Source organism: Oleiphilus sp. HI0117 (genome assembly GCF_001635235.1).
The window spans coordinates 1-12614 of the sequence record NZ_LWGA01000391.1 but is presented as its reverse complement, the minus strand read 5'-3'; the positions used below and the strand labels follow the sequence as shown (position 1 = coordinate 12614).

The 12614-nt window shown below is 42.6% G+C and carries 11 protein-coding genes; 3 read left to right on the top strand and 8 right to left on the bottom strand.

Features of this window, described 5'->3' with window-relative positions:
* Positions 1-139: 139 nt before the first annotated feature.
* The 7 genes from A3757_RS04660 to A3757_RS04630 all read right to left on the bottom strand — a co-directional run bounded on the left by A3757_RS04660 (position 140) and on the right by A3757_RS04630 (position 7416).
* Positions 140-433 (bottom strand): hypothetical protein, encoded by a 294-nt coding sequence (locus A3757_RS04660; protein WP_068515045.1) that lies wholly within the window; start codon positions 431-433, stop codon positions 140-142.
* Positions 434-485: 52 nt separating this feature from the next.
* The gene (dfrA, locus tag A3757_RS04655) at positions 486-959 is read right to left on the bottom strand and encodes a trimethoprim-resistant dihydrofolate reductase DfrA (RefSeq protein ID WP_068507422.1); all 474 of its coding nucleotides are present in this window, start codon (positions 957-959) and stop codon (positions 486-488) included.
* A 98-nt stretch (positions 960-1057) separates the two neighbouring features.
* Entirely contained in the window at positions 1058-1504 is a 447-nt protein-coding gene (locus tag A3757_RS04650; protein WP_068515042.1) for an NUDIX pyrophosphatase, read from the bottom strand.
* Between the two features lie 857 nt (positions 1505-2361).
* Positions 2362-3963, bottom strand: coding sequence for a hypothetical protein (locus A3757_RS04645; protein WP_068515038.1), 1602 nt, complete (start codon positions 3961-3963; stop codon positions 2362-2364).
* Positions 3963-4883: an ATP-binding protein gene (locus A3757_RS04640; RefSeq protein ID WP_068515035.1), complete on the bottom strand. Its 921-nt coding sequence runs from the start codon at positions 4881-4883 to the stop codon at positions 3963-3965. The genes A3757_RS04645 and A3757_RS04640 overlap by 1 nt, the downstream gene beginning before the upstream one ends.
* Complete coding sequence (locus A3757_RS04635) at positions 4880-6751, bottom strand: hypothetical protein (protein ID WP_068515030.1); 1872 nt, start codon at positions 6749-6751, stop codon at positions 4880-4882. The genes A3757_RS04640 and A3757_RS04635 overlap by 4 nt, the downstream gene beginning before the upstream one ends.
* Positions 6721-7416, bottom strand: a complete 696-nt coding sequence (locus A3757_RS04630; RefSeq protein WP_068513285.1) for a TnsA endonuclease N-terminal domain-containing protein — start codon at positions 7414-7416, stop codon at positions 6721-6723. The genes A3757_RS04635 and A3757_RS04630 overlap by 31 nt, the downstream gene beginning before the upstream one ends.
* Before the next feature lie 210 nt (positions 7417-7626).
* Between A3757_RS04630 and A3757_RS04625 the strand changes: the two genes are divergently transcribed.
* Together A3757_RS04625 and A3757_RS04620 are read left to right on the top strand one after the other, a co-directional pair.
* Positions 7627-8403, top strand: a complete 777-nt coding sequence (locus A3757_RS04625; RefSeq protein WP_068515027.1) for a tyrosine-type recombinase/integrase — start codon at positions 7627-7629, stop codon at positions 8401-8403.
* Positions 8404-8573: 170 nt separating this feature from the next.
* Positions 8574-9125: a PEP-CTERM sorting domain-containing protein gene (locus A3757_RS04620; protein ID WP_068515024.1), complete on the top strand. Its 552-nt coding sequence runs from the start codon at positions 8574-8576 to the stop codon at positions 9123-9125.
* 253 nt (positions 9126-9378) lie between these two features.
* Here A3757_RS04620 and A3757_RS04615 read toward each other — a convergent pair whose 3' ends face one another.
* Complete coding sequence (locus A3757_RS04615) at positions 9379-10155, bottom strand: site-specific integrase (protein WP_068515018.1); 777 nt, start codon at positions 10153-10155, stop codon at positions 9379-9381.
* Positions 10156-11120: 965 nt separating this feature from the next.
* Between A3757_RS04615 and A3757_RS04610 the strand changes: the two genes are divergently transcribed.
* A partial coding sequence (locus A3757_RS04610; protein WP_156506177.1) for a hypothetical protein occupies positions 11121-12614 on the top strand: 1494 nt, incomplete at its 3' end.

The window sequence follows — 12614 nt, the reverse complement described above, 5'->3', positions numbered from 1 at the left end:
GATCTAATTGTTTAAGATCACTTTTATATTTTCGTAGGTGAAGTTCGAACTGCAACATCTTATAGAATTAGTTCGTCGATAACGAACGTCTGTTCGAAATTAGCGTTTACTCAGAGGGGCGGATCCTTGGTGGGCGCCACTAACAATCACCCCATGCTGCCGACCTTGGTCCGTCATATGGCTCTAAGTTTAGCCAATACTGGACCGTCAAGATATCTTGCTTAGTGAGTATCGTATGCTTAATTGAGTGCACAATATACCTCTTAGGAGATTGTTCGGATGCGATCCGTCCAACACCATCGAGCCTATCCCAACCGTGGTCATCAAACCTTTCTCCGACCGAAACTGGTAGAAAAGGTGTATTGGATATAAACATTGCAACAGGTGTGTGCTCTCCACTTGTATCGCAAAGGTATAATTCGTACTTTGTCATCTAGGCGTACCCAACAGTTTATTCTATAAGACTGGAGGCGCATCAAGGCCTCTTAATCATTTTGCCATATTTGGTAACTATAATTTATGTTGGACACGAAGTCTTGAGTGAAAACTAGCTTAAAACTACTAGGGATTTTCGGGAAATAGATATTCCCCTCGGGCTCAATGTCGATAGTTGAAATATGTAAGGTATCAACTTTGCCGATTAAGCTGTTATATATTTCGCCGCCACCACATACAATTGCATGATCTGTTATTTTCTCTAAATGGATTAGAGCATCTTCGATCGTTGAAAATACTAAGACATTCTTATCATCTGATGTGAAGCTTGAACGGGTTACGACAGCATATCTACGATTAGGCAAAGCTCCCATAGACGTGAAGGTTTTTCGTCCGACTAAAAGCCACTGATTATAGGTGACTGCCTTAAATAGTAACTGCTCTCCTTTTGCGCTCCACGGTATATCTGGGCCGTTCCCTATGACTCCATTCTTTGATATTGCTGCCATTAGCGATAATTTCACGAAACTTCCTTCGGTTGTAAAATTGTATAAACAGAGTTGATCTCTTTGTGACTACAGCGCTGCTTTTTTGTGCGGTAGGAAAGGGGTTTTTAAGTATATTATGTAGCTAACGAAGCCTCAATAACCGCTAATGCTTTGATGCTAAGTTGAAATTCTAACATTGCTTTAGCTCTCTCAAAACTGAACCAGCCAAACTCACAATGTTCGCTGGATAATATTGGGTCGGTACTTACAGGCGCAGAGAAAACGAATTCTTGAATAGTATTGTGCTCTCTTGCGTACTTTGATTGCCACTCTGGTTTAATAGCGTATTCATACTGGTAGATTGACTTACCAATATTTGAGATGCATATACCTGACTCTTCGAAAACTTCTCGGATCGCAGCTTTTTGAAGGCTCTCGCCTAGCTCTTTCCCCCCAGTAACACTTTGCCAAAAACCAGAAAGAGCTAAGTCTGGGCGAGGTACCCGCTTTAACAACAGATACTGTCTTTGGTTTCTAGTTTCTCGATAAAGAAATACACTGACTGAAATTGGTTCTCGCATAAATACCCGTACTTTGCACATAAAGCGAATGTTGAAATGTATCTTGTAGCTATGATTTACCAATTGTCTTTGAGGTTTCCAATCAATATGTTGGTTTGTTTTTTACAGCTAAAAAATATCTTTGGTGAGAGTATTCAAAGGGATAACCTTTTACAACAGTTTCAATGAGAAAAGAGCGTTTTAGGTCGAGTGTAAGCATTGGCTCAATTTTAAAACTGGCTGCATTACCCTTATCTAAATAAGTGATTAAAACGGTAATTTTGCATACGTACTTGTAATCCTGGTATGTTGTCAGTCGAAAATATCTTGGAGCTAATAAACTAGCGCTTTGTGCTCAAAGCCAGCATTCCATGAGCGTTCGTAAATGTTATATTTAGGCCAAATCTAAACCAAGCTTCAACGGCAGCTAATGGCACAATCAACGTCACTTAAAAAATAGATTACCGCCTGCGCGGTAATGACAGAAAAGCGGACAATGTGATAGTTCGAAAATGTCGGCTGTCTCATCACAGCTGCCAAAAAGCAAAACCCGCCAAAAGACCGCTTTGTGAAGGTAACTGCTATAGTTGTTACACAAGAAAAAGATCTGCTTTTTTCTTCTAACCGATGAAACTCATTTCGTTGGTTTTAGCCGAACTCTCTTGATAAGTGTTTATGGAATCACTGAACTGAAAGAGTCGGTTCAAACCAGTCTCAAAGGTCCGCTATCCGAACAAAGGCAATGAACTTTTCTTCTAGCTCAGCTAGAGATTAATGCCTACTTACTCATCGTTTGTGATAAGAAGCAAGGTCGGTTCTTGAATATTAAGTTATCTATTCCCATAAAATGACTCAGCGATGTGAGTAGTCGTAAACCTTTATAACCCTTTTACCGAAGACTTACCGAACATTCTTTCCCGTTTTTCATAATGATATGTAAATGGGTTGATACCAAACGCTTGAACAGCACCAATATCATCTCTAATATGGGATCGAAACTTATGTAGATAAGTTATTATACTATCCTCACGGCACGTATCTAGATCCAATACATCATTAAACACTGTCAACATGGGAGGGGCTAAAGAACGGTACTCTTGTTGAAATAGACCACATTTGCAAGCTTCTATTGCCGGCCAATCTAATGCTTTGATCTTATTTAGTACATCTTCTTTGGATAAACAGAATGATAACTCGTCTGCAGATCCAGAAAATGAGGCGATCGATACTAGATCTTCGGTCTCGTATTCATCACCGTGTTTTAGCCTGTAGGTCTGCGAGTACTCAAAATCCTTTGTGTTCAAAGTTTGTTGAAAATGAATAGCATATCGAAGCAGGGCATAGAGCAAAGCATCGAATGCACGAGGTACAATAAAGTGACGGAGCGCATGACTTTCAAATAAGGGAACGATAGTGAATGCTTTGACGAGTCGTTGTATAAGCGTGTAGCAACCAGCCCATCCGGTTTGTTTAAGGAACAGAGGGGTCATCTCTTCTAAGCTTTTCTCCAGCACCTTAGCACTGTGGAAGTGAGACGTTAATGTAAACATAAGCATTAGCCATACGCTCAGTGCGAAACAAATAGGGCAAGGTGGCGATAACGCCTGGAAATGGTTGATCGAAAGATATCGATAGGATTGAATTGAAAGCAATCGATGCTGTTTAAGCAAACCGCTAATTAATTTCAGACGTGACATACCATACTCTAAGACTAACGTTTCTAAATCGTGAATTTGCTCAAAATATCGGTCACGATGTGCTTCTGTATCATACGACTGAAGATAAAATGTGACGCTAGAAATTTTGCTCACCTCAACGCCATGAATTGCTCTTAGCTGCTTTTTCTTGCACCAACCTGCTTTGCAACATATTGCCCAAAAATCCGGATGCTCCGGCGAAAATCGTGATGGATATGGGAACGACAATCCCAATTTCTGTATTAGTCTGTCCTCGTCACCAAGCTTCATGCGAAGTTTTTCATCAATGTTAGTGATCAGGTTAGTCAAATAGCCAACCGTCGAGTCAATTTTTTCTGCTAGGGATGCCTGGCCCTCGATGATTGAGGCGAGTGTTTTTTCAATGCGGTCATCCCTACCTCGACCACATTGAGGACAATGGCGCGTAGCAATTTCCTGTCGTGTTTTGGGATATGGGGAGTGGCAGCGCGAACAAGTACTTCCTAAGGTCGTATCATGAATGGGGCAATTCGTTAACCAAGGATAATCATAGATATCGCTATGATAGAAAAGCGCACTGCATTGTGCACAATGACGTAAGGCTGGTTTGAATTTATGGCGGTTTAGATCAGCATGCGTCGCAAAAATCGTTTGATCATTACCTTGGCGTATATCGCGCATGAGTAGTCCAGGATTGGCCATGCACTGAATACGCCAGCGTCCCCATTGACTCAAATAGGGTAGCCAAAAGAAACGACCTTGATTAACGAGATAGTCGTCGGGTAAATACTTATTCACGATCATCAGATCCCCGCCACATAAAAGGCCTCAGTAATAAGGGCATCGTCATAGTCGTGAACAACCGTCAACCGTGGCAAGAAGTCCATTAGAAGAATGTCTAGGGTCGCTCGACAGATTTCCATGGTTAGTTGTGACTCTTCCTCTTGGCAGAATTGATCACAATAAACACGCCAGATGTCGCTAGCCATATTGACGAATCGCCAGCCTTGTTCGACTGCTCGGGGTAGAAAGTACGCGGTAAAGCTGGGTCCATTGTCGGGGTAGGTAAAGGAATCATATTGAGTCAGTATCTCCCTGAGTGCTGACTCAGACTGCACGCCGTAAAACGATGTGTGTTGACGAAAGAAGCGCCCGTATATATGGTCATTTGTCGATTGGTGAATTTGATCTAAGAGTTGATTAGACTCATTCTGATTACCCACGAACACCGACATTAGTCGGATTCTAGCGGTTTCAAATGCATCAAAAATCTCAGAAAACGCGTACAGTTGATCCAGACTTAATCGCTGCATTTCATCGACAATCAGAACGATCTGATAAGTTTGATAAAGGCTAACTAAATCCAAGGCATGTTGTACGAAGCGTGCGGCCAAAACATCCGATGAGTCGGATTTCGATACAGGCACATTGACGCTCAAGCATAGATTGTTAAAGACGCCTCGTATGGTTTTTATATCACGACGATTGATGGAGGTATAGATCACCGGAACGCGACGTTGTTGACGATTACGCAAGCGATCAACGAGACGACGTACGGCAAAGGATTTTCCAATTCGTGCCGGCCCAATAATATAGCCGCCGGTTCCTCCGGTCCATAGCCAACGTTTCACTGTTTCCTCTAATTGGAGCGATGCTTGAGTATCGAATACGACCTCTAGCGGTGTATCGATGAGGGGGTGAAAAGGCATTTCCTGGGACGTCATGATGGTTCTCCAGGATGGCTAAAAGCCGTCTGACTAGACCATGTGGCATTGGCTTTAGCTTGGCGTTTCGCTTTTACACGTTCTGGCTGATTGAGGTCGAGGGCGTCGCCGTTCGATTGAAATGTAGTGGCTACGTGTAGCAGTCTCAACGCATGCTTTGGTTCCTGCTTGTGTTTAAGTAGATAGTGCAGTAATCCCGCTAAGGGATCACGCGCCTGAATTTTATCGTGGCGAATTAATTTGTTGATGTATTTTCGGATCGTGATGGAGTGGGGGAATCGTTGCCAGGAACGTGAGCAGGTTGCTACGCCGATAGGCCTGCCCATTTCGGTGTCGACCTCAAACTTGCGAATATCACGCGCATCCATATTCGCGTAGACATGTGTTTCGCTTGGCGCTAATCGAGCGAGGTCGCCAAGGTAGTAATGCACGCGTTCAAAATACAAATAACATTGCCCGCTGTCGCGATTTCGCTTAATGGGTAATCGTAACCGGAGGCGGAACGGGTTGCGTGGCACGCCAATGTCTTCAGAGACACTGGGGTGCCAGTGATGTTGCCATTGATGCGCAAACAACGTTAGAGGGGAAGATCCGGCATTTCTTCCGCCTTTACTTAGTACGTTATGTTGAGTCAACACAATGCTAAGCGCTTCTTCAAACGTTTGCAGACTGATGGCAGGAGGTTTAGTTCGGTTTTTTGCATCTTCTCGCTTAGGGTCACGCGGATGCGATCCTGTCGTCGAAGGTAATTTATGACTATGGTGGCGATTAATATAATCAAAGGCACGTTCAACTTCACTCCGCGCGACAGGATGTTTCGGATGCCCAAACTCAAGGGTCGCCCCTTGATCAACGACAACAAGCTGTTCAATCGCCTTTGCGTGATGCATCCAGGCATTGTCAAGTGCAATGCGTTCGAATACAAGGGGCGATAAGTCAGGTAAGGACGATGGAAAAGTGGCACCCGGGTCGTAAGTAAATAAGGGGGAAGTGAGTGTCATCGGCTGCCAAGATTGCAGACAGTTATCGAGTAGTGTCTGTAGATCGAGGGCACTAGGATGGTCTGTGAGTGATAGGTGGTATCCAAGATAACACGAAGAGGCCACGTCTACTGCGATTAGTAAAGTCGCGCGAGCTAATCGCAGAGGGATTAATTCATCATTTAAACAGAGAGTCAGCCGTCCCTGGAAATCAATGACCTGCTCATCAATTTCGACACGATCCATGACCTGCAAAGGGGGCTGGCTGGCTGGAAATTTCATTCGAGCTGTGCGCTCTCGTGCTTGAAGCGCATTCGCGAGCTTTTTATGAATATGACGACGTAAGGATTCGTAACCGTACTTATTTGTGGTATAGGGGTAGCGATCGTGTGGCCAGTGTGCATCGACCAGACACTGTTTGTACATGCCAAAAATGGAATGAAGTAATAAGGTTGGTGCGTATCGTGCTTTTTTCAAGTGCGCAGCAATAGCCTCATCGATCATGACTTCGATACTAGGCAGTTCGCTGAGCAAGGCTTGAAACGCCCCTTTTTCACCGCTAGGTTTGAGCACGCTTGGCAGCGCAATAAGTCGTTCATTTGCTTTGAGATGTTGATGGGGAATTAGCGCTTTTGTCAACGGCCATTGACCGTCATGATCCTCGGTAAAACAACGATTAAGTAACTGAGTGATCCGGCCAGGGGATAAGGCGACACGCTCTGCTACGTGGTTAAGTGCGTCGCCATTTAGTACGCAACAAGCTACTTGTTGGTTACGTAGGAACGTACTTCGCACAGAAACCGGTAAGGCATCGACCTCAACCAATGGCCAATTATTGTAATCGTAGTAGTGCGGCGCTAGCGCGAGGGCATGTCGCCAACGGGACATCGGGATAACTCCAGATCATAACTGAGTCGACATTGGGTTAAATTCCCCTGAATTTTGCCGCGATGAAGTAGCCTGAATAAGGCAACTTCACTCATTGCGCGCGATTCACGGTCCAAAGGGTGTAACCAGTGACGTAAGGGGAAGGTCTGGCCTAGGGGCCACTCAAGCAGAATATTTAATTCGTGGTTGTCGGTGTTTACATGACGCGCACGATATAGCACGCGAACGATACGCCACCAATTTAATGCTTCCGTTTCACGTTCACGGGCTGATTCGTTGGCAATAAGTTCAAAGATTAGATTATGTAACTGGCAGAATGCTTTGAGTGCGGCAAGCTTTTCGTCATCCCATTCACCCCGCGGTTTAAGTTCGATAATGTAGCGACCATCACGTTTTAATACATAGGCATCGGGCCGATAGGGCACGCCTCGGTACCGAAGTTTTAGCGGTTGAGGAATGTAACTAACCACGCGAGGGTCGCCTTCTTGCAGGGCAGCATATAGGTACTCGTCATAGGAGTGAAATTCAGCGGCACCGGGATATTTGATCATTGCTTGGAGGCGACATTCGACCGCCGTGCGAAATGCGCGACCGTTGGTATGTTGTTGTGGCACTAAACTCTCAGCGGTGACAAGTCGCGCTAATCTTAGCTGCTCTCGCGTCATGTACACATCCTCAGTAGACCGAAGAGACTGTTATTTTACGTGGTAAACAACACATAAAAATAGCCTGTATTTCTGCACCAATAACCCATACATTGGTACATAGTTACTATACCTTTGTTTCTAATGGTTATTTGTTCTAGTAAGAGTGCTGTTTGGCTAAAAATAGTGGCTATAATTACCTTTAACTTGCTCCAAAATTAGGAGGCAAAAATGGAACACTTATTTGAAAAACCAAAGCAGTTATTTGAATACCGTGTTTTTGCGCAAAACCGTGAAACTTCAGGTTACCTATGCTCTTACACTTGGAATGAGTTAATCGACCATAGAGCATCGCTCTTCAACATTGATAGTAAGTACCCAAGATATTTGGTAAAGCCAGAGATATTGACGCTACTTAATAATGAAAAATATTTACCCAGAAGGTTGTTGTTAGATTTAATGTGGAGTACTGGAGCAACTGTTTCTGAAGTTCTAGGTTTAAAGCGTGAAAGCTTTAAACGGTCAGGAAGTGTTATTTTGAAGCGGCTTCATAGTAGGGCTGGGAGGCCCACAAAAGCTCAGCAAGAAATGATCTCATCTCGATCTATCTCAATTAAAGATTCGGATCTAAAAGATCGTATTGAGTCTTACATTATTGGAAACCAAATTAAACACAATCAAAGACTTTTCGGTGTGGATCGACATACTGTAAATCGTCATATACATAAACTGGTCGAACGTTCGGGAGGCTCCCCCTTTAATATAACCGCTGAAACCTTTAGACATAGCTTTGCAGTGCATCTAATGCTCTCGGGAGTACCTCAAACTAGAATCAGAAAACTTTTGGGCTTAAAAAAGTACCATCAAATAGAAAAATATGAAAGAGCCATTCCCGAAGATGTTGATGATGTTTTAAGAGGTGTACTAGATAATTACCAATACCTGTGTCTTTATCTTTCTGAAAGCGGACGTTGGCGGTTTTTGTTTACTTTGGTCAAATTAGGCTAGTAATAGCTCTCTTAAGTCATAGCGTTAACATCATGTAATTTTTTGTAAACTTATGCTACATGAGTCACGGATTGCATTAGTGAATGATGTTTAAATGGACGTCCATTTTTTACGTACGTCAATCTATTGCCGGTGAAGTGTGTCGGCAGAATTTAACAAGGAAATTGTTTATGTCTAAGTTACTATGCGGTCTAGCAGCCGGTATTCTAGTAATCAGCTCTACAACAGCTAACGCTGGATTAATTGGAGATACGGTAGATATTAAAGACAGGTTTGGCACACAATCAGCCGTTGTCGGGGCAGGGAGTGAGACGCGCACAGGTGGGTATGGTTTTGGAGTAAGTCATTTTATCAACTTGTCGGACAACGAGCTCTCAATTGGACTGGTTAATAGCTCAGCGACTCAGTGGGACTGGTCTGGATCAAATGGTGATTTCTGGGAAGTTCTAAATATGGATTCTGTTGTAGACTCTTCAGCAGTAATTTCAGGTTTTTCACAAGTTACAGGCCATTCTCTATATAGCTTTGATACATCGTTTTCAGACCACGGTATCCGAGTTGATATGGCAGGATTAAGTCCTTTTAGCATTGCTTCCGGGGATTTCGTTAGCTTTGATTTTTCCTTTGACTTTAAAGCGGTTAGTGTTCCTGAGCCAGCTACATACTCGCTGCTAGGTCTCGGGCTTCTAGCTATGGGGTTTGCGCGTCGTAAAGCTAAATAGTAGTCCAGAGTTTAGCGCAGCAGCAGCTCGGGGGAAGCCCTGAGCTTCCTCGAGAGATAAGGCTTAAGAAGCAACTTTCTTAAGGCTCTTCCTTTTTTGAATGGCGGCGATACATAGCTGTAATTACTTCGAGTTCTATGAAGGCTCATTTTCGAGCTATGTCAGTCATCGATCTTATTGTATAGCAGATTACTAAATGAATAGGGCGTTATCTTGGGTTAAATTGTATTGTTATTCCTTAACGAACAGCTTGTTAATTCTTATTCAGATTTTTTAGCGCATCATTAAGCATTTCCTCTGGCGGCTCTTCATATATAAGAGTTGTTGAGGCGTTTACATGCCCAGCAATTTTCTGAGCCACTTTAACTGACTTCTTCTGTTTATGGATCACATCTGTTATCAGTGAACGGCGACCACTATGTGAACTTGCTTTCTCGATCCCGGCCCAATTTCGGAGCATGAGAGCCATATGTTCCTGAAGTGTATTAGGAGAGTAGGGGCCACCTTTCTGGGTGATAAAGAGTGGATCACCAGGCTTTAGGTGTGATTCTTTTGATATACGAATTTGTAAATACTCAGTAAGAGCCCGCCTCAAATCAGTATCAACCATGGGAAGATCACGGGATTTACCTTTATGTTGTTTCACAGGAGGATAGAAATCTTCAGGGTTTACGTCAGCACCTACCTGAACCAGTTTTTCAACTTGACGTATCATTTGATCAAATGCTGACTTCTTAAAGCTGATGGTTTTGCGCTCATATTTACTCTTTGAGCGTTTCATGGCATCAGCGCCTTTCGTATACGAGGCGGGTAAGGTCATCACCTGAAGTAATGTGAAGTCGCAACGAGAAGTTAGTTGTGCAATCTCTTTTATTTGTAGCAAAGCAATCTCTTGCGCTCGCAATCCGAGCTTGAAACTGATTTGCATAATTGCAGTATTTTTCTCTGGATGACGGTTTTGCAGAATAACTTCGAATAAATGATGCTGTTCGTCTAAAGAGGGTACACGAGCTTGTCCATTTTTAGGCATAAATCAACCTTGCAAACAAAATCCGTAATAATGGGAATTTAACGGATTATAGGGCTATAAACAGAATTTATACACTTTACTTTTGATTCTATAGAGGTGTTACTACTAAGGATTATATAAATAAAATGTCAAAGCCTGCAGTAAAAAAAGGCACTTACAAGAGTTTTGCCTTCAATTACCCCAGCCGGTGGTAATTACCAATTTGATAGGTAATTCTTGGTAATTTATGTACTCTTATTAAAACACGCTTTGGCGAAGCGCTGTTTATAACGCACTTTTGTATTAAAAGTGCACCTCCTCAGCAAAAAAAGAGAATCCCTTTTAGTGCATACTTGAGAACACACCATACGTTGTAAAACATGCACATTCAAAATCAAAATACTCGAATATTGGTAATCCAGATAATATCAAAAACTGCTTTAACTGAAAAAAGCACCCTCATAAGTTAGTTTGCCCAATTTATAGATATAGTTGTAATTTTAGCTTTTTAGTTGCAAAAGTTTAGTTCTTTAGTTGCTCACCCACAAGTACCAGTCAATTACGCTTCACCAGAATATATAAGTGCGCATAATATATATTATGTTAAATAGATCGTGGTTATGTATATGGTGATTCGCTTCGTTATCATGTGTTCTACTCTGCTAATAAAACGCACTACCATCGGCACAATAATGTAGCAACACTTCTTATATGTGTGACCTATTCAGTTCCTTTGCATTATTGACTGTTATTTCCGTGACATAGTTGTTAACAAAAGCGGAACAAAGTGTGTAATGAGTTATTGGTGGGCATCTGCGACGATGAATGCTGGGAATAATGCCTCTACGGCAATCAGTCGAGGTATGTTGGTTTCACTGAAATAGTGAAGTTGATAAAACGAGCTATACTATTTAGCTGCTCCACCTTGTTTTGTTTTATCAAATTTTCTTTTTGTTAAGAACTTCTCTTCTGTCTGGAGATGCTGCATGTGTAAAAAACTATTGGGTTTTATGAAAGGCAGAGGATTCACGCTTGTCCTAAGCTTTTTCCTAGCATTTTTTTCACTTGTGGTGCATGCAGCAAGCCTTAGTGGCGTAGTGAAAGATCATCAGGGAAACTTAATTGATGGTGCGAGCGTAACTCTCTTTGAAGTATTGCAAGATGATACTTTTCTTCAAATTGGAGACACCCAAAAAGTTAGTTCAGATGGCGCCTATGAATGGGATGTTTCGCCTAGTAGTTATGTGCTTCGAGCCTCTTTTATAGCATCGGATGTTTCGCTTTCTGGTGCGCCAAATAGTGTAGCTATCTCATCCGAAGATTTTGAAGTTTATGTAGATACAATACGTGATTTACAGTTCGATTTTCTTGTCCTGTCTGGCAAGGTACTTGATACTAATAAAGCCCCTATCCCCAATGTATCAATCGAAACCAGCACGGTCTGGCACGGTCCTGAGCAAGGCCCCCTACTTCAGTTATCGACACGTAGTTTGGATCATGCCAGTGGTAGTGCTAGTACAGATGCTGAAGGCAACTATGTTATGTTGCTGTTCCCTAGTGATACCTGTATTGAATCCGGTTTTTACCCAGACAGCACTGACTGCTTGTATGACCTTACCTATACTCCAACAATCGAAAGTGGCTTTGCGACCTTTGTAAGATCTGATCTTGCCCTTAACAACGCGCTTAGTCTCGACCAGGAGCTAGTTCTACTTGATAGCATAATACCGAAAACTATTGCCGGGCCTTATGTTAAAAATATTAGCAACCAATCTGTGGTAATAGAATGGCAGACCGATGAACCGGCTAGAAGTACAGTTCAAGTGGTTGGTGGAGCGGTTTTTAAAAATAACCGTTTTCTAACAGAACATAGCGTTGTTATTAATAACCTGGATTCAAACACCGATTATGACGTAAATATTTCGACACGAGACGCACAAAACAATAGTTCTGAAACGCAAGTTCTAAGCTTTACCACTCAAAGTATTAGTGCTGACTCATTAGCGCCACAGTTTGTCCAACCTTTAGCAGCGACGTCTATCGGAGAAACCCAGTTTACGGTGGCTTTTTGTGCTAATGAGCCAGTGCAAGGAAAGTTTATCGTTGACGGAGCTGAGTATTTACTTAATGACTTCTCTCGCTGCCATAACTTGACTGTAGGTGATCTAAACTCGAATCAGACCTATGCGGTGTCAGTAGAAGTTACTGATATTAGCGGTAATGGCCCAACTCAGAGCCATATTAGTAGAGTTAAAACGCTAGCAGCGGCAGACTTGAACCCTCCTCTAATCGTCGCCGGGCCAACGGTTACTGATATTTCAGATACAGTAGCTGTAGTGAAATGGACGACAAACGAAGCGGCTAGCAGTGCAGTTTCATTTAACGATGGTATTAGTTACCGGGTTCAGAATAACACTGAGCTTGTAAGCGATCATTCAGTTCAGATTACAGGGCTAAGTGCTAATACGCTATATAATTTA

What these genes read in the sequence shown, in the direction of transcription:
- A3757_RS04650 (WP_068515042.1), bottom strand. Translation starts at nt 1,504, where the DNA reads ATGCGAGAACCAATTTCAGTCAGTGTATTTCTTTATCGAGAAACTAGA.
- A3757_RS04625 (WP_068515027.1), top strand. Translation starts at nt 7,627, where the DNA reads ATGGAACACTTATTTGAAAAACCAAAGCAGTTATTTGAATACCGTGTT.
- A3757_RS04645 (WP_068515038.1), bottom strand. Translation starts at nt 3,963, where the DNA reads ATGATCGTGAATAAGTATTTACCCGACGACTATCTCGTTAATCAAGGT.
- A3757_RS04620 (WP_068515024.1), top strand. Translation starts at nt 8,574, where the DNA reads ATGTCTAAGTTACTATGCGGTCTAGCAGCCGGTATTCTAGTAATCAGC.
- A3757_RS04640 (WP_068515035.1), bottom strand. Translation starts at nt 4,883, where the DNA reads ATGACGTCCCAGGAAATGCCTTTTCACCCCCTCATCGATACACCGCTA.
- A3757_RS04630 (WP_068513285.1), bottom strand. Translation starts at nt 7,416, where the DNA reads ATGACGCGAGAGCAGCTAAGATTAGCGCGACTTGTCACCGCTGAGAGT.
- A3757_RS04660 (WP_068515045.1), bottom strand. Translation starts at nt 433, where the DNA reads ATGACAAAGTACGAATTATACCTTTGCGATACAAGTGGAGAGCACACA.
- A3757_RS04635 (WP_068515030.1), bottom strand. Translation starts at nt 6,751, where the DNA reads ATGTCCCGTTGGCGACATGCCCTCGCGCTAGCGCCGCACTACTACGAT.
- A3757_RS04615 (WP_068515018.1), bottom strand. Translation starts at nt 10,155, where the DNA reads ATGCCTAAAAATGGACAAGCTCGTGTACCCTCTTTAGACGAACAGCAT.